Annotated in this window: 17 protein-coding genes; 12 read left to right on the plus strand and 5 right to left on the minus strand. The window is 61.7% G+C overall.

The features are described from left to right. The first annotated feature begins 52 nt into the window (after nucleotides 1-52). From DLM86_RS16755 to DLM86_RS16780, 6 genes are all read left to right on the plus strand, one after another. The gene (locus tag DLM86_RS16755; RefSeq protein WP_158289511.1) at nucleotides 53-1,645 is read left to right on the plus strand and encodes an extracellular solute-binding protein; all 1,593 of its coding nucleotides are present in this window, start codon (nucleotides 53-55) and stop codon (nucleotides 1,643-1,645) included. Nucleotides 1,646-1,717: 72 nt separating this feature from the next. Then, nucleotides 1,718-2,620, plus strand: a complete 903-nt coding sequence (locus DLM86_RS16760) for an ABC transporter permease (protein ID WP_245954663.1) — start codon at nucleotides 1,718-1,720, stop codon at nucleotides 2,618-2,620. A 13-nt stretch (nucleotides 2,621-2,633) separates the two neighbouring features. After that, nucleotides 2,634-3,509: a carbohydrate ABC transporter permease gene (locus tag DLM86_RS16765; protein ID WP_110841200.1), complete on the plus strand. Its 876-nt coding sequence runs from the start codon at nucleotides 2,634-2,636 to the stop codon at nucleotides 3,507-3,509. Between the two features lie 12 nt (nucleotides 3,510-3,521). Next, on the plus strand, nucleotides 3,522-5,036 hold the full coding sequence (locus tag DLM86_RS16770; protein ID WP_110841201.1) for a CehA/McbA family metallohydrolase: 1,515 nt from the start codon (nucleotides 3,522-3,524) through the stop codon (nucleotides 5,034-5,036). 60 nt (nucleotides 5,037-5,096) lie between these two features. Further along, nucleotides 5,097-5,885: a sugar phosphate isomerase/epimerase family protein gene (locus DLM86_RS16775; protein ID WP_245954665.1), complete on the plus strand. Its 789-nt coding sequence runs from the start codon at nucleotides 5,097-5,099 to the stop codon at nucleotides 5,883-5,885. 263 nt (nucleotides 5,886-6,148) lie between these two features. Beyond that, a complete protein-coding gene (locus tag DLM86_RS16780; RefSeq protein WP_110841202.1) occupies nucleotides 6,149-7,624 on the plus strand; it encodes an MFS transporter in 1,476 nt (491 codons plus the stop codon). Nucleotides 7,625-7,863: 239 nt separating this feature from the next. On the opposite strand, the gene DLM86_RS16785 is transcribed toward DLM86_RS16780, so the two are convergent. From DLM86_RS16785 to DLM86_RS16800, 4 genes are all read right to left on the minus strand, one after another. Continuing rightward, nucleotides 7,864-8,817, minus strand: a complete 954-nt coding sequence (locus tag DLM86_RS16785) for a class I SAM-dependent methyltransferase (protein WP_110841203.1) — start codon at nucleotides 8,815-8,817, stop codon at nucleotides 7,864-7,866. A gap of 130 nt (nucleotides 8,818-8,947) precedes the next feature. Beyond that, the gene (locus tag DLM86_RS16790; RefSeq protein ID WP_110841204.1) at nucleotides 8,948-9,517 is read right to left on the minus strand and encodes a histidine phosphatase family protein; all 570 of its coding nucleotides are present in this window, start codon (nucleotides 9,515-9,517) and stop codon (nucleotides 8,948-8,950) included. An 82-nt stretch (nucleotides 9,518-9,599) separates the two neighbouring features. Continuing rightward, nucleotides 9,600-10,772 carry a VOC family protein gene (locus DLM86_RS16795; RefSeq protein WP_110841205.1) on the minus strand — a complete coding sequence of 391 codons (1,173 nt, stop codon included), beginning with the start codon at nucleotides 10,770-10,772 and terminating at the stop codon, nucleotides 9,600-9,602. 6 nt (nucleotides 10,773-10,778) lie between these two features. Continuing rightward, entirely contained in the window at nucleotides 10,779-11,180 is a 402-nt protein-coding gene (locus DLM86_RS16800) for a VOC family protein (protein ID WP_158289512.1), read from the minus strand. 225 nt (nucleotides 11,181-11,405) lie between these two features. Between DLM86_RS16800 and DLM86_RS16805 the strand changes: the two genes are divergently transcribed. The 5 genes from DLM86_RS16805 (at nucleotide 11,406) to DLM86_RS16830 (ending at nucleotide 19,351) form a co-directional block, all read left to right on the plus strand. Next, nucleotides 11,406-13,661, plus strand: coding sequence for a helix-turn-helix domain-containing protein (locus tag DLM86_RS16805; RefSeq protein WP_110841207.1), 2,256 nt, complete (start codon nucleotides 11,406-11,408; stop codon nucleotides 13,659-13,661). A gap of 257 nt (nucleotides 13,662-13,918) precedes the next feature. Continuing rightward, nucleotides 13,919-14,884 (plus strand): ABC transporter permease, encoded by a 966-nt coding sequence (locus DLM86_RS16815; RefSeq protein ID WP_110841209.1) that lies wholly within the window; start codon nucleotides 13,919-13,921, stop codon nucleotides 14,882-14,884. A gap of 11 nt (nucleotides 14,885-14,895) precedes the next feature. Further along, complete coding sequence (locus DLM86_RS16820) at nucleotides 14,896-15,771, plus strand: carbohydrate ABC transporter permease (protein ID WP_110841210.1); 876 nt, start codon at nucleotides 14,896-14,898, stop codon at nucleotides 15,769-15,771. A gap of 63 nt (nucleotides 15,772-15,834) precedes the next feature. Next, nucleotides 15,835-17,490: an extracellular solute-binding protein gene (locus DLM86_RS16825; RefSeq protein ID WP_110841211.1), complete on the plus strand. Its 1,656-nt coding sequence runs from the start codon at nucleotides 15,835-15,837 to the stop codon at nucleotides 17,488-17,490. Between the two features lie 73 nt (nucleotides 17,491-17,563). After that, complete coding sequence (locus tag DLM86_RS16830; protein WP_146250229.1) at nucleotides 17,564-19,351, plus strand: hypothetical protein; 1,788 nt, start codon at nucleotides 17,564-17,566, stop codon at nucleotides 19,349-19,351. A 60-nt stretch (nucleotides 19,352-19,411) separates the two neighbouring features. Here the strand turns inward: DLM86_RS16830 and DLM86_RS16835 are convergent, their stop codons facing one another. Continuing rightward, nucleotides 19,412-20,074, minus strand: a complete 663-nt coding sequence (locus tag DLM86_RS16835; protein ID WP_158289513.1) for a DUF4362 domain-containing protein — start codon at nucleotides 20,072-20,074, stop codon at nucleotides 19,412-19,414. 244 nt (nucleotides 20,075-20,318) lie between these two features. On the opposite strand from DLM86_RS16835, the gene DLM86_RS16840 reads away from it, so the two are divergent. Then, nucleotides 20,319-24,911 (plus strand): Ig-like domain-containing protein, encoded by a 4,593-nt coding sequence (locus DLM86_RS16840; RefSeq protein ID WP_158289514.1) that lies wholly within the window; start codon nucleotides 20,319-20,321, stop codon nucleotides 24,909-24,911. Nucleotides 24,912-25,100: the final 189 nt, after the last annotated feature.

Raw genomic sequence — 25,100 nt, forward strand, 5'->3', positions numbered from 1 at the left:
ATATCGAAAGGGCTACCGCACCATCGATTACGAACCTAACGGGGGGATGACAATGGCAAGGAAAACGGGCAAAGCCGTCTGGACGGCGGTCGCGACGGTCATGCTGGCCGGCACGGTGCTGGCCGCCTGCGGGGGCGACTCCGGGGAGACGGCGGCGAACGGCGGGGAGGCCGGATCGAAGCCGGCCGACACCAACATCCGCGTGCTGCTCTCGCACAACAACTCGGGCTTCGCGTCCAAAGGACCGGAGGAGAAGAAGCAAAAGTATTACGACGAGCTGAGCAAGCTGTCCGGCTACAACGTCAGCTTCGAGTTTTTGGGCCATGACATCGATTTCCGCCAGCAGCTGTCGCTGCGGTTCGCTTCCGGCGAGCTGACCGATCTGGTGCGGACCGGCAGCGTCGACTGGGAAGTCCATCAAGGCGCGGTCGACCGCGGCGTGTTTCTGGAGCTCGGGCCGCTCATCGACAAGTACGGTCCGAACTTGAAGAAGAAAATTCCGGAGGTCGCGTGGAACAGCCCGAAGGTGACGAAGAACGGCAAAATTTACGGCATTCCGGTGCTGACCGGGGCGGCGGCGGACCGGGTCATCTTTTACCGCCAAGACATGCTCGATCAATTGAAGATGGGCGTGCCGAAAACGTTGGACGAGTTTTTGGCCTTCGCCGAGGCGGTCAAGAAGAACGACGTGAACGGGGACGGCGATCCGAACAACGAATGGGCGCTGTCGCTGACGGACGGCATGTCGTGGAACGACGTGTTCACCGGTTCGTTCGGCGTGCGGCCGGGCACGTGGCATATGCGCAACGGCAAGCTGGAGCCGGACATCATCCAGCCGGAGATGAAGGAAGCGATCGCTTTCTACAAAAAGCTGTACGACAACGGATATATCGAGAAAGATTTCATTACGAAAAAGCAGGGCGACCGCGGGACGGACATTTCGAAAGGACTCGTCGCCGCCTGGGGAGCCGCCACGTACCAATACGCGGCCGTAGCCGCCCAGCAATACCCGAACCAGCCGAAGGCGGCCATTACGATGGCGGTACCGCCGAAGGGACCGCGCGGCGACAACTTCCTGCAAATCGGCACGGACCAAGTGTACTTCGTCTGGGTCATCCCGGCGAATACGAAAAATCCGGAGAAGATCATCAAGTTCCTCGACTGGGCATGGAGCGCGCCGGAGGCCGACAAGTTTTTCGCTTACGGGATCAAAGATTTCAACTACACGGAAGAGAACGGCCAGGTCAAATTCGATCCGAAAGGTCCGAACAATTCGGAGCTGAACGAGAAAGAGTTTTTCCAGCTCTCGATCAACGTGAGGGAGAACGGCTTGAACAATCCATTGGCGCTCAAAGTGCTGCCGAATAGCGACGTCATTCTGAAAGGCTATGAGGATTCCAAGTCGACGATCATGAAAAACGACGCGATGTACATGCCTCCGCTCAAAGCGATGGACGGTCGTCCCGAGCTGAATCCGGGCTTCGTCGCCGGCAGTCTGTTCTACGACTGGTTCGTCAAGCTCGTCGTCGGCAAGGAGGAGCTGGACAAAGGATTCGACGCCTTCGTCGCGGAGTGGAAAAAACGCGGCGGCGAGGCGGCGATCCGGGAAGCGACGGACTGGTACAACGCCTTTAACAAGAAATAAGTCCGGGAAGGGGCCCTCATTCGTACTTGTGCGCTCGGGGGCCCTTCTTGTTGTCAGAAAGGAGGCTTCCTCTTGTTCCGCAAAGCGAAATCGGTCGATACGGTCGTCCTGCTGCTGCTCGCGCTTCCCGGGCTCGCCCATTTTCTCGTGTTCAAGTACATCCCGCTCGCGGGCAACGTCATCGCGTTCCAAGACTATAACATGTTCGCCGGGGTGTTTCACAGCAAGTGGGTCGGGCTGAAGCATTTTATCTTCATGTTCCAATACGCCGAGTTCGCGCTCGTACTGAAAAATTCGTTGAAATACGGCCTGTACTCGATATTGTTCGGGTTCCCGGCCCCGCTGCTGCTCGCCCTGCTGCTGAACGAAATCCGGTTGAGCTGGTTCAAGCGCGCGACGCAGACGATGCTGTACTTGCCGCACTTTTTGTCCTGGGTTATCGTCGGCGGCATCTTCACCGAGCTGCTGTCCCGTCAAGGGCTGGTCAACCGGCTGCTCGGCGAGTGGTTCGGCATGGAGGCGATCTCCTTCTTGACGGAGCCCCGCTACTTCATGGGAATGGTGATCGGCCTGGGCGTCTGGAAGGAGGTCGGTTGGTCGATGATCATTTATTTGGCGGCCATTTCCGGCATCAATCCGAACTTGTACGAGGCGGCGATGGTCGACGGGGCGGGGCGGCTCAAGCAGGCGTGGCACATTACGCTGCCGTCGCTCCTGCCGGCGATCGTCGTCCTGCTGCTGCTGCAGATCGGCAACATTTTGGACGCCAACGTGGAGCAGGTGCTGTTCTTCCTGAACCCGCTCGTCCGGGAGGCGGGCGAGGTGTTCGACACATACGTCTACCGCGTCGGTCTGATGGGCGGCCAATACAGCTACACGACGGCGATCGGCGTGTTCAAGGCGGTCGTCGGCATCGTGCTCGTCGTCGGCCTGAACAAGCTGAGCCGCCGGACGACCGGGGAAAGCATCTACTAGGAGGATCCGACCCATGATCATTTCGCGTTCGGAGAAAACGTTCCAATGGGGGAACGCGGTCTTTTTCGTTGCGCTTTGCTTCACGATGATCGCCCCCATGGTTCACCTGCTCGCCGTCTCGCTCAGCAGTCCGCTGCAGGCGAACAATAAAATGGTCGTCCTGTGGCCGAAAGGGTTCCAGGCGGACGTCTACGCGTCGCTGCTGCGCCAGGCGGACATGTGGAGGGCGATGGGGGTGAGCGTTTACATTACGGTCATGGGCACGCTGCTCTGCCTGCTCATGACGTCGGCGCTCGCCTATACGCTGACCCGTCCGGCGATGCCGGGGCGGAAGCTGATCCTGAAGCTGATCCTGATGACGTTCATTTTTCCGGTGCCGCTCATTCCGAGCTATCTCGTCGTCAAGGAGCTGGGCATGATCAACACGCTGTGGGCGCTGATTATCCCGGGGGCGGTGGGCGCCTACAACATTTTCATCATGAAGACGTTTTTCCAAGGCATCTCCTCCGAGCTCGTCGATGCGATGAAGATCGACGGAAGCGGCGAGTTCGGCGTCTACGCGCGGCTCGTGCTGCCGTTGTCGGCGCCGGTGCTGGCGACGATCGCGCTGTTCCATTCCGTCGGGACGTGGAACGCCTACTTCGGCGCGCTCATCTATATCCGCTCGAAGGAGCTGTACCCGCTGCAGCTGAAGCTGAAAAACATGGTGGCGACGAGCGCCACCGATTCGGGGCTCGATGCGATCGCCGTCGATTCCGGCGTACTGTCCAGTCCGGAGACGGTGAAGGCGGCCGCCATCCTGTTCACCACGGTGCCGATCCTGATCGTATATCCGTTTCTGCAAAAATATTTCGTGAAGGGCGCCATGCTCGGATCGTTGAAGGAATAGGGGGAGCGTCGCATGGCAACGGACGGAAACGCCGCGGGGAGCGGGAAGTCGAAGGTACGCTGGGAGGAGCCGGGAGCCGCTGTCGCGTTCCGGGTGGAGCGTCGCGCGGCGTGGCTTTCGATCCGGTTCGGTTACGGGAAGCCGCGGACGTGGCGCCAGCTCGTCGTACGCGATCCCGAAGGGCGGATGCGGTACACGCATCTGGACGTGATCGAGCCGGGCGCCGCGCTGCTGCACCGGGATCCGTATTGGACGAGTCCGACCGCCGTAGCCGGGGACATCGTACCGGGCGAATGGACGATCGAATTCGTGCGAAGCGTCCCCGGGGAATTCGAGCTCGAATGGGAGATCGGGGACGGAGAGCCGCCGGAGGATATCGTGACCCGGGACGAGGAGCGAGACGTCTGGTCCGAAGGCGAAGGAGCGGGGAGCCAGGCGGCGCTGAACCGGTACGACTGGAGCGCGTGCAGGGGAGCGCCCGAGCGGCGCTGGTACCGGGGCGACCTGCACGGACATACGACGTTGTCGGACGGCCGGTTGTCGCCTCGCGAAATGACGCGCCAGGCCGAGGCGAAGCGGCTCGATTTCTTCTTCGTCACCGAGCACAACGTATGGCCCGGGAGCTGGCCTCGAGGGCTTCCGCTCGTCATTCCCGGCATCGAATTCACCTCGTTCGGCAAAGGCGACTGGAACGCGCTCGGGCTGCGGGAGTGGATCGACGGCTGGGGCACCGGAAGCGACGACGGAGGCATGCACAGCCAGGAGGGACAGAACCGGCTGATGGAGGAAGCGGCGGCGCGGGGGGCGGTGCGAACGTTGAACCATCCGCTGGCCGGCCGGTTCGCATGGCGGTACCCGGATACGCCGCTCGCCTGCATCGATTTGCTCGAACTGTGGAACAGCCCGACGCGGACGTCGACCCACGCCTTGACCGAGCGGACGATGGAGCTGTGGAATTGGCTCTGGAACGACGGCTACCGGATACCGGGCGTCGGCGGCTCGGACACCCATCTGCGGCCCGATGAAAGCTACGAGGAAGGGTGCCCGCCCGATTCGATCGGAGATCCGGTCACCTGCGTGCTGGCCGACCGGCTGTCGCCGGAGGCGATCGTGGACGGCCTGCGCGCCGGCCGCGTCTACGTCACGCGCGGACCGGAGCTGCAGGTCGCCATCCGGGCCGGAGGTAGCAAGTTCGCGTTCGGCGATGATTTGACGGAGGCGCTGGACGGCGGGTCCGGGGACGTCAAGGTGCGGTGCGAGCTGACCGTCGCCGGGGCCGCGGGGAAGCGGCTTCGCGTCATCGAGAACGGAGGCGTCGTCGAGACGAAGGAAATCGCGAGTGATCCGTACCGGTACGAGACGGCGTTTTCGTGGGAAGGCCGGGATTACGTCTGGAGACGGTTCGAAATCCGCGATGCGGACGACCGGCTGCTTGCTTTCACGAACCCGGTTTCCCGAGGTGCGAAGCGGCACAGTCTGCGTACGTGGGGGCAATTGCTGGAACAGGCTGGAATCGTGCTCGATTGACGGAAAAGATCGGTGCTGGAAGAACTAAGAACAATGAACATAGCGAAGGAAGGGATAGTTGTGACCGTATTCATCAACATGCTGCCTTACATGAACCGGATCGACGATTGCAAGGAGCTGCTCGACCGCTGGTCCGGCGGACTCGAGCTGTCGATGGACGGACCGAACTGGACGGAGCCGGTCCATTGGGACGACGAATTTCGGCGGTTCCGGGGGCATCCGGGACCGATCAGCGTCCATTCCCCGATCTGGGAGCTCAATTTGGCGTCGGCCCGCTTCCCGATGCTCGCGGAATATTCGTATGCCGTCTATAAGGAATGCTTGGCCTGGTCCGCGCATATCGGCGCAGAGCAGGTGGTGCTGCATCCGAGCCTGTACTCGACGCCGCTCTTTTTGCGGAAGTCTTCTCAAGCGAGGTCGATCGAAAACTTGAAGCGGCTCGGCGACGACGCCAAGCGGCTCGGAATCGAGCTGGCCGTCGAGAACGTCGGCTTCCGCGAGGGGGCGCTGTTCGATCAGGACGAGTTCGTCCGGCTGTTCGAGGACATCCCGACGATCACCGCCCTGGTGGACGTGGGGCACGCCCACATCAACGGCTGGAACACGCCGGAGCTGCTGCGGACGCTCGGCGACCGGCTCGGCGCGGTCCATCTGCACGACAACGACGGCGTCGACGACCTGCATCAGCCGATCGGGGAAGGGACGATCGCCTGGGAGCCGATCTGGGAAGTGCTGCGCAGCTTGCGTCATCCGTTCCGGTCCATTATCGAGTATCAGTTCGACACGCCGGTGGACACCGTGCTGGAGCATGCGGCGATGGTCGAACGGGAGCTCGGCGTACGGGTTTAGGGGAAGATGGGAACGAACCGGCTCTCTTCGGAGGAGGAAGCCGGGTCGTTTTTTGTTTGAACTTGTGACGCACGTTCATGTCGCGGGTTTTGGAACGGTATAGTTTTAATTACATTAACTTGACCCTTGATGGATATGAATCCATTGAATAAGATTTTTGTATGTCGCATGGAAATTCGTTTTAGGAAGCGGTGAGACGGACGGAAAAGAAAGCGGATGATCAAGCCTCCTGAAAGAAAAATTGATATTCAGGAGGCTATAAAATGAAAGTACCTATGAACGGCGCGTCATCCGGGCCAGGCCGGAATCCGGCCTCGAAAGCGCTTCTGTTGGTCGTGTTCGCACTATCCGTTTTGGTTGCCGCTATAACCGTGGATATGGTCACCCCCGTTCTTCCTCTAGTAAGGGAACAATTTGCGGCAACGGAAGCGCAAATCAGCTGGGTCGTGAGCGGGGTCGCCCTGGTTCTGGCGGTCGGCGTTCCGCTGTATGGGCGCTTGTCCGATGTCATCGAGCTAAGAAGCCTGTATGGCTCCGCCGTAGCTCTCTTATCGGCCGGTTGCCTGTTGTGTGCTGTCGCGCCGACTCTTCCCGTTCTAGTGCTCGGACGTATGATTCAAGGCGCGGGGATGGCGGCGATTCCGGTCCTTTCGATCGTCGCCGTATCAACGTTATGGCCGCCGGGCAAACGGGGAGGAGCGCTCGGGGTAATCTCCGGCAGCATCGGCGTCGGAACGGCCGGAGGACCTATCTTCGGAGGCGCGATCGGACAATGGGCGGGCTGGCCGTCCTTGTTTTGGATCACCTTCGTCCTGACGATCTTCATTCTGATCGTTGCGCTGCGCGTGCTGCCGTCGATTGGCTTAAAGTCGCCGGACGGTCGTCGGCGCAACATCGACTATGGCGGAGGGGCGCTGCTGGGCCTTGCAACGGGACTTCTGTTGTTCGCCGTAACCCAAGGGGGGATGAGCGGCTTCGCTTCCTTCCCTTCGATCGGTTCGTTTATCGGCTCGCTTCTAGCGGGGATTGCATTCGTGTGGCGGTCTGTCTCCATAGCGGAGCCGTTCGTCCCCTTGGCCTTGTTCCGCAACCGATACTATGTGTGCTCCATCCTGGTGGCCGTATTTACCATGTTCGCCTATTTCGCCGTTCTGGTGTTCGTCCCCCTCATGGTTGTGGAAGTGAACGGGCTCTCCGCGGGACAAGCCGGGTGGACCTTGCTCCCGGGAGGGGCGGCGGTTGCGATCTTGTCGCCGTTTGTCGGCCGCATATCGGATCGGATCGGGACAAGAAGGCTGATCGTCGCCGGCGTGACGGTCATGGGCCTGTCCACCTTCTACTTGTCGACGGTGGCCTCCGGCGCGTCCCCGGCCCTTGTGGCTATAGGCGTTTTGTTCGCGGGGATCGCGTTCGCACTGACGGCTTCTCCCGCTAATAACGCGGCTGCAAGCGCACTGAAGCAAGATCAGGTCGGCATCGGCATCGGATTGTTCCAAGGTGCTTTATACCTTGGAGCGGGCGTCGGAGCAGGCATCCTGGGGGCGCTGCTGTCTGCGCGCCAAGAAGCCTCCGAATCGTGGAACCCGTTGTACCATTTGGAGGCTGTAAACTATTCGGACGCATTTTTGGCCGCGACCGGCTGCGTTTTGATGGCCTGGATCGCAGCCTGGGGCTTGCGCAAGGACGGCTTACTTTTCCTGGAAAAACGAAAAAAGCCCGCTATAATGGGCAGAGGTTAACTCGATCGCCTGACCTAGCGGCGCTAAGTCCGACACCCGCGACTTGCCGGTAAGCTCGTCGGGGTCGTATGAGAATATTTGTTTTGGGAACTGCGCAGCATACTCGGTCCGAAGCCTCGCTCAAGCGCTCCATACGAATGCAACGGATAAGAGCCGCTACCTGAATCGGCAGGTGCGGCTCTTCTGCTGCCTATCGGCGGATTCGGAGGCCGTCACGGTAAAGCATCCGGCGAACGCCTCTACCGGATGCGGATTACCCGCGTTGCCTCGAGCGCACCGACCACAGGCTGCGTTTCGATCCGGAAACGCGGATCGCGGGCAAGCGGTTCTTCCATAAAGGGTAGTCCCGGTGCATAAGCGAAGCAGCCGCCGGGCCGGAGGGAGCGGACGATGTTCATGTAGGCTCGGGCGTAGTCCTCCGCCAGACCGTCCTTGCGCAGATGGTGGTGGCGAAAATGGTTCGAGAACGCCATGTGCGAAATGACGGTTCCCCAAACACCGGTCCCGTAATCCGCGTACAGCCAGTCCGCAGACGACCATGCGGCGCCGCATTCGACCTCCCAGCGATCGAGACCGCTGGCGGCGAGACCGTATTCGCGCAAATACCGGATGAGCCTCGCTTGCGCCCCGCACCCGATATCGAGAATGGGCTGGAGCAAGCGGTCCTCATGTAGGCCGAGCACGTTCAGCTGCAGCTCCGGCGAATATTCCGCGTAAGCGATCGGCGGAATATGCGGACTGCGGGCATAGGCACGAAACAGCTCCGTCCCGTTCGTTCGGCTCAGGAACGAGCGCAGCCGCGCGTAATGACATCGAAAGCATTCGACCAGGTCCCGTTCCGCCAAAAACTCGCGGCGGACGAGCGTCCCGCATATCTCCTGCAGCGAGCGCCTGTACAACCGCTCAAGCTCGGCATGATGCGCAGCTTGAAAATGAACGTAGGGGTTCGCCTTCATGAAGCTCGTCATGCACGATCGGGCCAGCTTTCGAAGCAGAGGTCGGAGGTCGTCCGCTTCGGCCGCGGAACGAACCCAATCGACGAAGCGGCCCCCGTGTTTCTGCAGAAATCGCACCGTATGTTCGGCGGGGGTCAACGGCGGTTCCCCGTCCGGTTTCTCGTAGAACAAGCTTTTTCCTTCGTTATGAACGAACTGCCGCTCCAGCAGCTTCTCGAAGCGGATAGAGATCGACATCGGTAGGACCACGCCGCTTTCATCGGAAAATAGTCATAAGACAGTATACGGGAGATCGCCCCCGATAGGCAAACAAGGGGACGTCGCCGCACCGCACGGCGACCCGTTCCGAATCGGCGGCCCCAAGCCTCTAGCTCCACCGTCTCTCGACGCTCTCGAGCCGGCTGCCGTCGAACGTCAGCTTATAGATGTCGGGCATCGATGTCGATTTCCAGAAGTCGAACCCGAACCGTTCGTCGTAATGATTCAGGATGATCGTCATGATGTTGCCGTGCGTGCCGATGACGATGGTGCGCCCTCGGTGTCGTTCCAGCAGCTTCTCGATAACGGGGATCGTCCGACGCTGTGCCTGACGCGTCGATTCGCCGCCCTCGAGTGCGAATTCTTTGTCTGTAAAGGATCGCCGGATCGCCTCGACCAGCACGTCCCACGGGGCCTCGCGGTCGAGTCCTAATATCGCGCGCTCGGCGAGCTCCTCGTATTCGACGATGTCGAGGTTCTTTTGCTCCGCCGCGTATTGAATCGTCATCTTCGCGCGGGCGTACGGACTTGAAACCATTTCGTGGACATCGACGGAGGCGAGAAGGGAGGCGACCCGCTTCGCATCCTCGACGCCCTTCGCCGAAAGCCCCCGTGTTCTCTCTTCGCCGAACACGAAGGGGGCTTCGGCGTGCCGGACCATATAGATCGTCGTTTTCATAGAGTCTCCTTACTCCAATCCTCGATATCGTTCCCGTCCGGGTCGTAGAACGAGAACGACTTAGGCCGCGGCTTGCACATGGCTACATTCCTTGATTCACGCATAGGAGATGTCCGTCCGGGTCGTAAAACTTCACGTACCTGCCGCACGGCTCGACGAAGTAAGGCTCCGCCTCGATGCGGGCGCCCGCCTTCAGAAGCCGCTTGTGAAGCGAACGGATGTCGCGGCTGTGCAGCTCCAGTCCGTGCACCGGCTTGCCGCCATGCGACCAGTGGCCGGTCTTGAACTCCGACTCCGCGACTTCGAGCAGGTGCAGCCCCGGCCCGCCGCCCGATCTCGTCCGCAGAAACGCATGTTCCGCGACGGGCCGCTCCGGATGCTCCGGCACGAATCCGAGCACCTCCGTATAGAAGGCGACCGCGCGCCGAAGATCCGTAACGGGAAGCTGCACCAGCGTGTAGCCGTCGATCTCCCCCTCCGTGCTTTGGCACACCATCACCAGGTTGCCGTCGGGATCCCGAAGCGTGAAAAAGGACACGTCGCCGTGGCGCTCGATCGGCTGAAAGACGCTCATTCCGCGCGAGGCCGCATGCGCGTATGCGGCATCGATGTCGGTGCAATCGAACATGAGCGGAATTTCGAACGTTTCGCCCCGGCGCGCCCGGTTATCGTCGAGCATCAGGTCGGCGCCCCGGACGTTCGGAATCACATAAATAGAGTCGTCCGTCTCCTCCGCACGCAGCGGCACGTCGAGCAGTTCGCTGATCCAGGCGGCCGAAGCCTTCATATCCCGCACGTTGATAAAAACGCCGCCGATTCGGGGACGAACGGGACTTGCGCTGTCGGGCGCCGGTTTCCCGTCATCGCCGTCCTCCGGCCGGCCCACCCTATACACCCGGCCGTCCGGGGCGCGGAAGTCGAAAAACGCCGTTCCCGGGCCGCGCACCGGCTCGGACAGCGGCTCCGCCTTCGTCCGGATATAGTCGTAGGCCGCGTCGATATCGTCGCACGCCAGCATGACGAGCGGCTGCGGCGCCGCACGTTTTCCGGGATCGGGTTCGTCGAACGAGCCGTTGTCGAGTACAAGCGCGGTCCCCGGCAATTCGAACCGGTAAACCGGACCGCGGTTCAACCGCTCCTCCGCGACCGGCCATCCGAGCAATTCGCCGTACCATTCCGCCGAGCGCCTCAAGTCCGCCGCGTGCATGAAGACGGCGGCGATCCGTTTGTGCAGGGGGATCTGCGTTTTGTTCATTGTGATTTACGCCTCCTTGTCGTTCGTTCGGATCGGGGGTTGGTGCACGTCGAACATATTACCGAACGGATCGTAAAACGTGAAAAACAGCCCGACCCGCCCTTCATCCTGCAGGGCTCCGACCTTCGCGCCCAGTCCCAGCAAATAGTCGCGAAACCCGCCGATGTCGCGAACCCGAAACCCGATCGTATAATGGTCCTCCCCGTCGACCAGGAAAGTGGCCGCCGTCTCGTCGGCCGTCCGGACCAAAAACAAGCTCGGTCCCGTCGAAAACTCGACGATGGCCAAGGCGTTGTTCCTCAAGCCGAGCCGGGCGCCCAGCTTGCCGCAATACCAATCGACCGCCGCATCCAGATCGGGGACCGGAATTTCGTTGTACTCGATCCCGTCGATAAACCGATTCTCCATACGCATCCTCCATTCTCGCTACCTGCTACAAATAACGGAAACGGCAATCCCAACCATACGGCCGGCCCGGTTCGATAGACGAGAAAAATGAATATTGCGGGAAGCGATCCCCCGCGGTATGGTATATGCACCTCAATCCCGGGTTGCCGGCTTCCGTATGTTCATTCCGAGTGATACCGATTACAATAGTTGGATAAGTCCGTCGATGGATAGGAGCGGCGCGTCATGCCCAAAAAGTGGTTTTACCGGTTGATCCTGTCGTATATTCCGATCTTTTTCGCGGCCGTCTTTTGCCTGATGCTTCTGTTTTTCATGACGATGAACGAGCTTACGAAGCGGCAGTCGCTGAAAGCGGGCGAGCTGTTCGCCGGCCAGGTGATGCAGATCGTGGAGAGCACGCTGAAGAGCGTCGACACGATGGCGAGCAAAAACTTGCTGCTGAACGAGAAGGTCGCCGCCTTTTTCGCCAGCCCCGGCGAACAGCCGACCTACGCCTACTACGAGGCGACCGACGCGATCCGGGATTTCATGGAGCCGCTTCCGATGATCGATTCCGTCTATTTGTACCGCGCGAAGGACGGCAAAGTGCTGCTGGACAGCTTCACCGCCGAGCTTGCGACGTTCGGGGACCGCGAGTTCGTCGCGGAAGCGATGCGGCGTCCCGGCTTGTATTGGTGGAGCGGCATACGCAGCATGAGACCGTTCTCCGAGGACAATCCGACCCGGCCGATCGTATCCCTCGTGAAGAAGGTGCCGTATTATTCCGGCGAACAAGGGCTGATCGTCGTCAACGTGCGTGCCGGGTCGCTGGAGGCGCTGCTGCGGGACATGAACTTGAACGGCGGCGCGAGTCTGTGTCTGGCCGACGATACCGGCGCGAGCTTCGCCGGACCGGACCGGCGCTGCGTCCCGGCCGGCGAACAGCGCGATGCGGACCGGACGGTGCTGACTTCATCCTATACGGGCTGGAGTCTGTATGCCGGGCTCCAGAAGGCGAGCGGATTCGCTTTCGTATCCGCGTTGTCGTACGTCTGGGTCGTCTTGGGATTTGCGGTCGTAGCGGGAGGAATCGCCGCGATGACCTATATCAGCCACCGCCATTACCGGCCGCTCGAACAGGTGCTCCGGCGCATTCACGCGTTTGCGGCGAAGCCGAACGCTCTCGTTCGCAAGGACGTCGGCGGGGACGAATTCGACTTTATCGGAAGCGCGCTGGAAAGCTTGATCGAGCAGACGAACAGCTTCGAGAAGGCGCACGAGGAAGGCGTTTTGTACCGCAGGCTCCATTTGTTCAGAGAGCTGATGGAAGGCACGGTCCGGTTATCGGCCGAGGAATGGAGCCGGGAGACGGAAAAGCTCGGCATCGAAGGACGATTCGAATGCGCGATCGTCGCCGTGGCCGAAATCGACGGCTTCCAGCCGTTTACGGAGCGGTATTCCCGGCGGGATCAGGCGCTGTTCAAATTTACGCTGCGCGGCGCCATCCAGGAGATCGTGGCGGACGCGGGCGAGAGCGTATGGGCGGAATGGATGGCCCCGAACCGACTCGTCCTGCTGTACCGAATATCCGACGCGGCCGGCGCGCGTCAATCGGTCGTCCGCATCAAAGCCCTATCGGAGCGGGCGAAAAGCTGGGTGGAGCAATACTTGGCCTTTACCGTCACGTTCGGCATCGGAGAGCCCGCTTATGCGGCGGGGGATGTCCCGGATTCGTACAAGCAGGCTTCGGCGGCCGCGGAGCGCAAAGTTTCGCTCGGACCGAACGCGGTGTACGTGTACGATCCGCAATTCGGCAAGCTGTCCGACGGCACGGGGGTGGATAACCTCGTGACGGCGATGCGCGAGACGGCCCAGCTGTTCCGTCTGGGCAATCCGGATTGGGAGCCGCTTCTGTCGCATACGCTGCAGACGATCGCAGCCGGCGTGTATGCGAAGGAAGACGTAGCGAGCCTCGTGCGCATGCTCAAAACCCAGATCCGGCGCGAAATGCAGGAGCTGCCGCAGGAGTACCGGGATATTTGGACGGCGGGCGGGCTGGCGGAGCTGGAGCGGCTGCCGGACGAGTTCGAATGGATCGAGGAGGTACGGCGGGAGCTCGTGCCGATTCTTCGGGAGGCGGACCGGCAGCTGCGGGGACTGCGGATGGGCCGGGAGCAATATTCGTTGGCCGCGCGGGCGCGCGATTACGTGGCGGAGCATTACGGCAATCCGGACCTGTCGCTCGCCCTCCTCGGCGAAGCGTTCGATACGAACGTGAAGACGCTGAGCCGCATTTTCAAGGAGGAGTTCGGGGAGAAGTTCGTCGATTATTTGGCCAAGGTGCGCATGGAGCATGCCAAAAGGCTGCTGACGGAAACGCAGGAGCCCGTGCAGAGCGTCTCCGAGAAGGTCGGCTATTTGCATACGATGTCGTTCATTCGCGCGTTCAAGAAGCTGGTCGGCACGACGCCCGGCGACTTCCGCAAGGAGCGTGGCGGGTGAAGCGGATCGGGGATGTTCAACGGCAATCGGACCGTCGGGGATTCGTCTCCGGCGGTTGTTTCGTTCTTGGCCGCCGGCGACCCGATCGGGAAACGAAGCTTGCCGGGCGGACCGGGCTTCGCGCCCTATACGGGAAAAACGTCGACACCCCGGGCCGTATACGCGAAAAATGAATATTGCCGGCACGGCTCCCCGGGGGTATGGTGGTGACGGAAACGACAGCCGATTCCCTCATCATCCCGGAAAGGAGGTGCCCCATGGAGGCCAATCCCGCCATCGACGCCCGGCCGGACGGAAAGAGCGAAGCCGCATCGGGCGAACGCCGCTTTCGGACGAACCGCCGGTTCCGGCAAAACGTGCCTCTCTGGCTTATGTTCGCGCCGGTCGTCGCATTTTACGCCGTGTTCAAATATACGCCGATGCTGGGGCTCGTCATCGCGTTCAAAAACTATACGTTCTACGAGGGGATATGGGGCAGCGGGTGGGTCGGCCTGCAAAATTTCGAGCACCTGTTCACGCAGGCGCAGTCCGTCCAAATTATCCGCAATACGCTCGTCTTGAGCGTGCTGACGGTGCTCGTCGGGTTTCCTTTTCCGATCGCGCTGGCGATACTGCTGAACGAGGTTCGTCGGGCGTGGTTCAAGCGGACCGTGCAGACGCTCGTCTATTTGCCTCATTTTTTCTCGTGGGTTATCGTGGGGGGCATTGTCGTTACGCTGTTTTCGCAGAGCGGCATGATTAACGCCCTTGTGGCGAGATGGCTCGGAGAGCCGTTCGCCTTCTTGTTCCACGAAGGGTCGTGGATCGCCATCTTCCTCGGCTCCGGCATATGGAAGGAAGCCGGGTTCAGCGCCATCGTCTACTTGGCCGCGATGACGACGATCGATCCGAGCCTGTACGAAGCGGCGAGCCTGGACGGCGCGGGCAAGTGGAAGCAGGTGCGGCATATTACGCTGCCCGGACTGAGCCCGACGATCGTCCTCATGCTGATTTTGGCGATGGGACGCGTCATGGAGGTCGGGTTCGATCAAGTGTATGTTCTGCAAAACTCGATCGTCTCGAACGTGTCGGACGTCATCAGCACGTACATTTACCAAATGGGGCTGCAGGGCGGCCAATTCAGCCTGACCGCGGCGCTCGGCCTGTTCGAGTCGGTCGTCGGCCTCGTCCTCGTGGCGCTCGCGAACGCGATCGCCAGACGGTTCGGCCGCGAATTATGGTAGGAGGTGCGCGCGTGAAGGATACGTTTGCGGAAAAGCTGTTTTACGGCTTCAATTATGCCGTTCTGGCCGCGGCGGGCTTGATCTGCCTGCTGCCTCTCGTCCATCTCGCGGCGCTGTCGCTGAGCGGCAAAGACGCCGTGCAGTCCGGGTTCGTGACGCTATGGCCGGTCGATTGGTCGACGGAATCGTACGCGCTGCTGTTCCGGGGGACGCCGGTTGTCGACGCGCTGCTCAACAACGTGACGATTACGCTCGCGGGCGTGGCGCTCAGCATGGCGTTTACGATTATGGCCGCCTATCCGCTGTCCCGGAAAGCGTTCTACGGACGCAAATATTGGACGCTGGCGATCGTATTCACGATGCTGTTCCAAGGCGGGCTGATTCCCACGTACCTGGTCGTCAAGCAGCTCGGGCTCGTCGATTCGTACGGCGCATTATGGCTCCCGGCCCTGATCAGCACGTTCAATATGCTCATCATGCGCTCGTTTTTCGAGAACATTCCCGAGGAGCTGGAGGAAGCGGCCCGGATGGACGGCTGCGGGGAATGGGCGCTGCTGCTGCGGATCATGCTGCCGCTGTCGCTGCCGATGCTGGCGACGATCGCGCTTTTTTACGGGGTGCAGTACTGGAATTCGTTTTTCAACGTGCTCATCTACATCAACAGCCCCGAGAAATACAACTTGACCGTCCTGATCCAGCAAATGATCCGCAGCCAGTCGATCGTGACGGAAATCAACAGCCTCCGGCCGGAAGAAACGGTCAACGTGACGCCGGAAGGCATGAAGGCGGCGGGCGTCATCGTCATGGTCGTCCCGATGCTGGTCCTGTACCCGTTTCTGCAAAAATATTTCACGAAAGGGGTGATGATCGGGGCGATCAAAGGCTGACCGGGCGGCAACATCGCGGGATCACGAACGATTCACGTATTTCGAAGGGGAGGTCACGGAAACATGAAAAAAACGTTGCGGAGCATAAGCCGGATGGCCGCGGGGGTCGCGCTGGCGCTGCTCGCGGCCGTCGTCGGCTGCAGCGACAAGGATAGCGGCGGCACGGCCGCGGGGACGGGCGGAACGGGGAGCGGGGGGGCGAGCGCGGCGGAGAAGCGCGGCTCGATTACCGTCTCGCTGTACGACAGAGGCAATATCCCGGCGGAAGAAGGCACGATGGACAACAACCGATGGACGAAATGGGTGAACGCGAACGGCCCGGCCGACGTCAAGTTCGTTCCGATTCCGCGGTGGGAGTCGCTGCAAAAGTACAACGTGCTGTTCGCGTCGGGCTCCGCTCCCGACCTGATCATGGAGTTCGACCGGTCGTACCTGGGCCAGCTGTACAACCAGAAGCAGCTCCTGCCGCTCGACAATCTGATCAACCAATACAGCAAGGAATACAAGGCGAGGCTCGACCGGTATCCGGCCTTGAAAAAAGCGGCCACGATGCCCGACGGGAAGATGTATTTCCTCGGCCGGCCGTACAATATGGATCCGAACCATTACTTGTTCATTCGGGCCGATTGGCTGAAAAAGCTGAACCTGCAGGTTCCGACGACGACGGACGAGCTGCTCGCGGTAGCGAAAGCGTTTACCGAGAACGATCCCGACGGCAACGGCAAAAAAGATACGCAGGGGATCGCCCTCAGCTTCATCAGCGGCATCGTGCTGAACCATATGTTCGGCAACGGCTTTACGCTGTTCGGGACCGACCAGTACCCGTGGATGCTCCGGGACGACAAGATCGTGCACGACTGGGACCGGCTGAAGGCGGCCATCGCGTTCCAGAAAACGGTCTACGACGCCGGCTATACGGATAAGGACTTCGTCACCGACAAAAACGGGGCGAAATCGGCGCAGGACTGGATGGCCGGGAAAGTCGGCATTTACGGAAGCTCCTTGAACGTGAAAAATTACGAGACGCTGAAGAAAAACGTCCCCGATGCCGAAATCGTGCCGATCGCGCTGCCGAAAACCGAATTCGGACAGTTCAGCCCGCTGCTGAACAACCCGATCCAAATCACGGGAGCCGTCAACGCCTCCGCCAAGGACCCGGCCGCCGTCATCCGCGCGATCGACTTTATGTCCTCGGACGGCTTCAAGACGACGATCGGCAACGGCTTGGAGGGGGAGCATTACAAGAAAGGGGCAAACGGCTGTCCCGAGCCGATCGATCCGGAGAAGACGAAGAAGGAGGTCAGCTACATCGCCGACATGAACATGCTGGCTTCGCTGGCTCCCGACGCGTGCACCGGCCTCGAGAACAAGACGAATCCGTCGCCGGCGGAGAAGGACATGATCGAGGCGCTCAAGCAGGGACGCAAGGCGTACGTGGACGCGAGCCGTCCGATGCCCGGCGTGACGCACCGCGACTTCCTGCCCTTGCTGCCGCAGGATTTGGCCCAAATCAACACGAATGCGAACAAAACGATATTGGATATGGCGAACAAGGCGATCGTCGGCGGAAGCGGCTATACGGCCGAGCAGTTTATCCGGGACGCGAAGGCGGCGTGGGAGAAAGCCGGCGGGACGAAGGTGGACGACTTTTACGACAAATGGTACCGGGACAACAAAGACTCCGCCCTGCTGATGAAAGATTTGTACGAGATGAAGTAGGCCGCGAACGCGTCCCGCAAGGGGCGCGTTCCGATTGAAGGCGGATGAATCGATACGAAGCGGAGGGAACGCCATGAAACCGGAAATCCGGTCGCTGCTGGAACGGACCTATGATCGCGAAACGGAGCGGCTTGCCGTCGAAGAAGGGCTTATCCGGCTGGACCGCCCGGGACACACGAAGGAAATCGCCCACTTGGCGCATTGCCGCGAAGGGCGGCAAACGGCGCACGTCTACGCGTTCGGCACGCTGCTGGGCCGGCTGGGCGAGGCCGAAGGCGGAGAGATGCTCCGCGCTTTGGCGAAGCTGCAGCGGACGGACCGGGCCGACCCGCACTACGGCGGGTTTCGCTGGTACGCCGAAGAGTCGAACGTCAACGATACGAACGCGGCTTTCTTCATCGTCCGCCCGCTCGTGCTGCTGCGGCTGTGGCATCCGGAAGCGATACCGGCGAGCCACGCCCGGATCATGGACGACATGCTGGCCCATGCCGGCGAATGGTTCCGCCGCGAATGCCTTCTCCCGACCTTGTATTATCCGAACAAGATCGTAAGCGACGGCGCCATGCTGCTGGCCGTTTCGGCGATTTTGGGCAGGGAGGAGTACGTCGAGGCGGGCATCCGGTTTTTCGAGCGATGGGAGGATTATACGGAACGGCGGGGCTGGGGATGGGGAGAAAATATGAGCGTCGCCTACATCGCCGTTATCGTCATCTCGCTGCAGATCGCGGCGACGGTGCTGGACGGGCGGATGCATTCGTTGGGCGCCCGCCTTCGCGGAAGGATCGAGGAGCTGTACGGAATGCTGCGGTTCCATGACGGCGAAGAGCCGGTGCCGGCCATCCGCAGCTATAACTTCTCCGGGGAAACGGTACGGCCCGATCCGCTTTGGGTCGCGGCCGGCGTTCGGGGAATCAGGGAGCTGGATCCCGGGCGGCTGACCTTGAACGGGCTGCTCCTCTTCCTACCGTTCGGAGACGAGCTTGCGGCCGGGAGCCGGACGTCGCAGGAAACGCGCCAGCCCGTGCCGAGAGAGCGGACGGAGCGTATTTTCGACGACAGCCGCGCCTATTCCTGGATCGGCCGTCACACGAGGCTCGGCAGCCTCAACCGGTTTCCGGTCATTCCCGGCAGCTATCAATGGCCGACTTGGGGGCTCGGGTGGCAGTCGTTTCCGGCAAGCTTCAGCGTTGCCGGGGAGCAGCTATCGTTCGTGCGGTGGTACGTCGATCTCGGCGACGAGGTCCGCACGCATCCGGGCGAATCGTACCGGACGTCGTATTTGGCCCCCGCGCTGTTCCGGGAATCGTTCTTTCCCGATGTGCAAACGCGATCCGCCCAAGCCGGAAACGTGCTGCTGACCGTACGCAGCATGTCCGGCGTACATAACCGGGCCGCCGCCATCGCCGACGAATGGGTCGTGCATCGCTACGCGGGACGCCCGATCGCCATGACGACCCGATCGGACGGCCGGGAGTGGCAGGTGCTGCCGTACCCGCGGGCGACCGTCGCCCTGACGGCGCTGCGCGGCATTCCGTGCGGCAGGGAGGAGCGGGTGCCGATGCGGATCGCCGTCGAGCCGGAGAAAGGCCGGCTCAAGCTTCGGCAGGTGCTGCTCGAACGGAACGGCGCCGCCGAAACGGTCGTCCACCCTCGCCTGGAAGCGGGATGGGCGGTCGTCGTGCTGGACGGAGAGGCGTCGCTCGATGCGGTCGCGGCGTATTTGGAGACGGTCCGCATTCGCGACGTCGACGAGCCGGACGGCGAAGTGCCGCGAGCGGCGTACGCGTACGTGCGGGACATCCGCCTGTCCGATTCGGGAGGGGAGCGGGTTCGGCTGCAGGCGGACCCGTACGGCGTGTAAACGGAGCTCGCCCGGACGGGCGGAAGCCACGGACGGGACAACCGGGTTGTCCCGTCCGTTTCATTTCGCGAACCACCGGTACAGGTTGATCGATTCCCGGTCGGGACCGCATCCCGTCAACGTATAGTCGGTATACCGTTTGCCGTCGGCTTCTCCGGCCGTGCGGACGAGGGAGGCGCATTCCGCTTTCCGGTTTTCGGCCCCGCCGAATCGGTCGCGCGTGCTGTCGGCCGAATAAGCGATGACGCCGTCGGCGTACACGGCCATGCGGATGATCGGGTCGCCTTCCATCGTGTACCGGACGATGCGGACCCAATCGTCGACGTGATGCTCGACGTTCAGGGCGAACTCGGCGAGCCGGCTTTCGTTGTAGGCTTCTCCCTCGGTAATCGAAACGACGTCTCCGTTTTGCCGGGCCAAATCCGGCTTGTAGGAACGGGGCAGCTCCGCTCGAGGATCGTTAATGGAGATGACCTTCTCCTCTTCATCCCAAAAGATCACCTTCGCGTTCATCGTCTCGGCGACGAGCCGGATGGGCACATAGGCGCTCCCTTTGTAATTCAGGACGGGATAATCGGTATCCGACGCCGAAGTCGCCAGCTTGCCGTTGACGAGAAGCTTGACGGGGTAGAGGACGACCTCCTCCAGCCATCCGGACGCTTCGATTCGGGCGAGCGAGAAGAGAGACGCTCCCAGCACGAACCCCAAAATGAACTTTTTCATTTCATTTCCTCCGTTTCCCAAAATAATCATTTCCTGCAAATGAATACTCCCTTTGTGCAAGAAAGTTGTATACCGATTCGCCGATATACCGGAAAAAGGAATATGGAGCGGGAAGGGCCGGCGGACTTATAGTGATGGCGTACGATCCAAATTTTGTGGAAAAGGCGGGATGTGGATGAGTCGTTTGCTTCGATGGCCGGGAATTGGTTGCGCTTTCCTTGCGGTTTTGTTGGGGCTGGGCCTGTTGGGCCCGTTCCCGGTATACGCCGCGGGGGACTTGCTGAACGAGACGTTCGAGTCGTACGCGCCGGGGACGAAGCCGGCGAACTGGAAAATTCCCGCTCCCCCGGCGGCGGTAGAGCCCGCCCCCGATCCGTACGTCGTCCGGGCGGTCGTGGAGCAGGTTGACGGCATCGCCGGGAAAGCGCTCAAGCTGGAGAAAAACGGCAAATCGGCCTCCTCCTACAATATCGAGAAAACGATTCCCGCGGGCGCCGCCAAAATGACGATGACGTACAAGGTGAAGGCGGATCAGACGGGGGCGGTGTTTTATTTGCCGACGCTCAAAAACGGGGCCGTCGTGATCAAATTCGCCCTCTACGAAGGACAATTCGCTTATATGAAGCAGGGCGGAACGTTCTGGACGCCCATCGCGCCTTACGAGGCCGGGGTTTGGTACGAGGTCGACGTCATGGCCGATTCGGAGGCCGGCATCTTCGACTTGTCGATCGACGGGGCGCCGAAGCTTTCCCGCGAGCCTTGGACGGCCGGCGTCGCGCCGAACGGCTTTTATTTGGGCATTTACAAGGACAGCGTCGGCTCGGCGTATTTCGACGACTTCCAAATCTCCTCCTACAAGCCGGCGATCGGCGTGTCGTTCCCGCAGCCGGCTTACGGTGTGGCGAAGGGGGCTTCCGTGAGGCTGCCGCTCGCCTTCGAGCCGGCCGACGCGACGGTCCGCACCGCGAGCTGGTCGTCCGACCGCCCGGATATCGCGTCCGTCGATGCGAACGGCGTCGTGACGGGGGTCTCCCCGGGGACGGCGGTCATCGCCGCGCAGCCCCTCGAGCCGATTCCGGCGGCTACCGTCACCGTCAACGTCTATGTGGTGCCGATAACCGGCATAACCATCGCCCCGGTCGGTTCGGCCGTTCCGGTCGGCTCGCGGCACTACCTGCAGGCCGAAATCGCGCCGGCCAACCATACGGATACCCGGATCGTATGGGGAACGGACGATCCGCAGGTCGCGACCGTGGACGAATACGGCGAGCTGACCGGCGTCGGTCCGGGGACCGCGACCGTATATGCGGCCAACGCCGACGGAACGATTCGCGGCGAAACGGCCGTCACGGTCGCGCCCCGCACCGTATGGAAGGAGCTGTACGTAGCGCCGTCCGGCGACGACGGCAGCCCGGGGACCGAGCAGGCGCCGTTCCGGACGATCCGGCGGGCGCAGGAAGCGGTCCGGCAGCTGACCGGGGCCATGGCCGGCGATATCGTCGTCCTGCTGCGGGAGGGCACGTATACGCTGGACGATACGCTCCGGTTCGGACCGGACGATTCCGGTCGGAACGGCCATTTCGTCACGTACCGGAGCTACCCCGGCGAGGAGGCGGTCATCAGCGGAGGGCGGACGATAACCGGCTGGACCGAGCATGACAACGTAAACGGCATTTACAAAGCATATGTCGGCGGGCTGAACACGAGGCAGCTGTTCGTCGACGGCGTTCGCGCCGTCCGCGCCAGAAGCGAGGGCGGGCTGACCAACCCGCTGAAGACGGCCGACGGCTACGTGTCGGACGACACGTTCCTCGCCGCATGGGGCGATGCAAGCGAATTGGAGTTCGTCTACCGGGAGCAGTGGACGAATCCGCGGGTGAACGTGCAGAGCGTCGGTCTGGCCGGCGGCAAGGCTCAAATCGTCATGGAAAATCCCGGCTGGGCGGCGGCGTCCAACAAAGGGATGACCTCCGCGACCGTGCCCGTCTATTACGAGAACGCGTACGAGCTGATCGACCGTCCCGGGGAATGGTATTACAGCCGGACGGACGGATATGTGTACTACAAGCCTCGGGCGTGGGAAAATTTGTCCGCCGCCGAAGTCGTGGCGCCCGTCCTGGAACGGCTGCTGGACATTTCCGGCGAGTCCGCCGACCGGCCGGTGCGGAACCTGCAGTTCGAAGGGCTGCGGTTTCGGTACAGCGCCTGGAACCGGCCGAGCACGAGTTTCGGCCATTCCGACGCGCAGAACAACCACCTTCGCTATCCGGGCAAGCCCGACGAGCTTCCCGACGCCGCGATCGAGCTGGAGCTGGCCAACACGGTCCATTTCAAGCGCAACGATTTCGCGAAGCTGGGCATTACCGCAATCCGCATGCAGAACGGCGTGCAGAACGGCTTGATCGAAGGGAACCGGTTCTACGACATTTCGGGAGGCGCGATCAACGTCGGCCAGCCGAATTCGAACGATCCCGACGTGTATCATTCGGCCGACAAGCGCAAGTGGATGAAAAACAACGATATCGTCAACAACTACATTCACGATATCGGGGTCGATTACATGTCGGCCGCCGCCATATCCGCGGGCTTCCCGGTCGATATGGATATCAGCCACAACGAAATCTACAACATCCCTTACAGCGGAACCCATATCGGCTACGGCTGGACAAAGGATTTCGATCCCGTCACCCGCAACGTGAACATTCGCAACAATCTGATCTACGACCTGATGGGGATGGGACTGCGCGACGGAGGCGCCTTCTACAGTCTCGGCACGTCGGGCGCGACGGCCGAGGACAAGAACGTCGTAGCCGGCAACTACATTCGCAACCAGATGGACATCGGGGCCCCGCTGTATGCTGATGAAGGATCGGCGTACTGGAAATACGAAAGCAACGTCATCGACCTGCGCGAATCGCCGCCATGGCACAGCTCCAAGCGGTGGGCGCAAGCATGGGCGGCCACGATCCACGACCAGGAATTCGTCGGCAACTATACGACGGAGTCCGCCTATATCGACAACGGCTTCGACAACGTGTTCCGGGATACCCGCGTCTTCCCCGACGCCGACTGGCCGTCCGAGGCGCTCGCGATTATCGGGAATGCGGGACTGCAGCCGAGCTATCTCGATCTGGCCGACGGCGCCGTCAGCCGATGGACCGCCGAACCGGTCCGTCTGAACGTCGGGGAGACGCAGCCGGTGGCGCTTGCCGCCAAGGACGGCAAAGACCGGCCGCTGACGCTCGATACAAGCCGCCTATATTATTCGGTGCAGGACGCGTCGGTCGCTTCCGTCGACGGCGAAGGCAAGGTAACGGGGCTGCGGGAAGGAAGCACGAAGGTGACGATCGACATCGTCAACGGCTCCGTGCTGCGAACGATCGAGGCGGACGTATTCGTGGGCGAGACGCTCTCGGATATTCGGCTGGAAGGCGTCGCCGGCAACGTCGCTTACGCCGAGCAAGGCGCTACCGCCGCCCTCCGGGCGTACGGAAATACGACGTTCGGCAATCGGGTCGAGCTGGACGCCGTCGCGTTCTCGTCGTCGAACCCGGCCGTCGCGTCCGTCACGACGGACGGCGTCCTGACCGCCCGCGAAGCCGGCTCCGCCGTGCTGGCGCTTTCGGGTACCTATAAGGGAACGGAACGGAAAGGCTACTACCATCTGAAAGTGGGGGGCGGCGGAACGGCCGAGCCGTACGCGCTGCGCCGCGAGATCGACGATGCCGGTTCGTGGCATGTATCGCCCGAAGGGGGAAACAACGTCCAAAGCGGCGACAGCCGCATCACGATCGGGACGCCGAACGGCGGGCACGCCGTCTATCAAGGGCGCCAATTCGGCGGGGAGCTGCTCGATTTCAAGATGACGATCAACGCCTCCTCGAGCTGGTACGCGCTCCAATTCGGCAAGCAAAGCGAAACGCTCGGCTATAGCGCCGACGATACGTATTTGGCGGTCGTGTCCGCGGGCGGCATCGAGCTGCAGCGGTTCAACGCCGGGGCGCGAACCGTCATCTACGGCGATATTCCGGGCTATCCGAGCCTGGCCGGTCCGGCCATTCCGAACACGATGCTGCCGTTCAACGAGGAGCGCCGCCTTCAATTGGGCGCCGTCCCGGAGGCGGGCGGGGTCAGGCTGATCATGACCGTGGACGGGGAAACCGTGTTCGATTACTTGGATACGGCCGTTGGTGCGATCCGGAAGCCCGGCTATTTCGGGCTGATCGCCCGAAACGGCACGATAACGCTGGCGAAGCCGGACGACGCGCCGGTTCCGGTTGTCGGCCTGGCGCTCGACGGCTTGTCGGCCATGCGGACCGGCGAGACGCGCTCCGTCTCCGTCGTCGCCGTCCGCGACGACGGAACGGTCGGGTTCCCGTCGTCCGGCGTCTCGTACGCAAGTGCCGATCCGTCGATCGCCGATATCGACGACGGCGGCACGGTCACCGCTTATCGCGCGGGGCAAACCGTCATCTCGGCGACCTACGGAGCGCATACCGCTTCGCACACGCTTGCGGTGACGGAAGGGCCGGCGCCGGCGGATGCGACGAAGCCGACGTGGCCCGCGGGGGCCGGACTGACCGCGGACGGCAACGGGACGACGAAGGTGGAGCTGAAATGGCCTGCCGCGTCGGACAATGTCGGAGTCGTCCGGTACGAAGTCCGCTTCGACGACAACGTGCTGCAAACGGGATCGACCGGGATGACGGTCAAAGGGTTGAAGAAAAACAACGCGTATTCGTTCCGCGTGTTCGCGCTGGACGCCGCCGGCAACCGGAGCGATCCGCTCGAGCTGACGGTGGAGACGAAGAAGAAGCCGGGCAAAGGACACGAGTGACGGCTTGCGCCGTTCTTTTCCAAACGACGCCGGGTACGGCCGGGCTTGCCGGGAAACGTCTTTGCGGACGTCCCCGACAAGCCGCAAGCCGCACGCGGCGTTTTCTTGCTGCCCGGAACTATCGCCGTATCCGGGCGGCCGGGCTCTTTTCAATCCGGACAATCTGTTTTATATTGGAATTGGAATTAA

Origin of the sequence: Paenibacillus flagellatus (assembly GCF_003217775.1) — a bacterium.
Classification (GTDB): Bacteria; Bacillota; Bacilli; order Paenibacillales; family NBRC-103111; genus Paenibacillus_AB; species Paenibacillus_AB flagellatus.

What these genes read in the sequence shown, in the direction of transcription:
- DLM86_RS16755 (WP_158289511.1), top strand. Translation starts at nt 53, where the DNA reads ATGGCAAGGAAAACGGGCAAAGCCGTCTGGACGGCGGTCGCGACGGTC.
- DLM86_RS16765 (WP_110841200.1), top strand. Translation starts at nt 2,634, where the DNA reads ATGATCATTTCGCGTTCGGAGAAAACGTTCCAATGGGGGAACGCGGTC.
- DLM86_RS16770 (WP_110841201.1), top strand. Translation starts at nt 3,522, where the DNA reads ATGGCAACGGACGGAAACGCCGCGGGGAGCGGGAAGTCGAAGGTACGC.
- DLM86_RS16780 (WP_110841202.1), top strand. Translation starts at nt 6,149, where the DNA reads ATGAAAGTACCTATGAACGGCGCGTCATCCGGGCCAGGCCGGAATCCG.
- DLM86_RS16785 (WP_110841203.1), bottom strand. Translation starts at nt 8,817, where the DNA reads ATGTCGATCTCTATCCGCTTCGAGAAGCTGCTGGAGCGGCAGTTCGTT.
- DLM86_RS16790 (WP_110841204.1), bottom strand. Translation starts at nt 9,517, where the DNA reads ATGAAAACGACGATCTATATGGTCCGGCACGCCGAAGCCCCCTTCGTG.
- DLM86_RS16795 (WP_110841205.1), bottom strand. Translation starts at nt 10,772, where the DNA reads ATGAACAAAACGCAGATCCCCCTGCACAAACGGATCGCCGCCGTCTTC.
- DLM86_RS16800 (WP_158289512.1), bottom strand. Translation starts at nt 11,180, where the DNA reads ATGGAGAATCGGTTTATCGACGGGATCGAGTACAACGAAATTCCGGTC.
- DLM86_RS16805 (WP_110841207.1), top strand. Translation starts at nt 11,406, where the DNA reads ATGCCCAAAAAGTGGTTTTACCGGTTGATCCTGTCGTATATTCCGATC.
- DLM86_RS16815 (WP_110841209.1), top strand. Translation starts at nt 13,919, where the DNA reads ATGGAGGCCAATCCCGCCATCGACGCCCGGCCGGACGGAAAGAGCGAA.
- DLM86_RS16825 (WP_110841211.1), top strand. Translation starts at nt 15,835, where the DNA reads ATGAAAAAAACGTTGCGGAGCATAAGCCGGATGGCCGCGGGGGTCGCG.
- DLM86_RS16830 (WP_146250229.1), top strand. Translation starts at nt 17,564, where the DNA reads ATGAAACCGGAAATCCGGTCGCTGCTGGAACGGACCTATGATCGCGAA.
- DLM86_RS16835 (WP_158289513.1), bottom strand. Translation starts at nt 20,074, where the DNA reads ATGAAAAAGTTCATTTTGGGGTTCGTGCTGGGAGCGTCTCTCTTCTCG.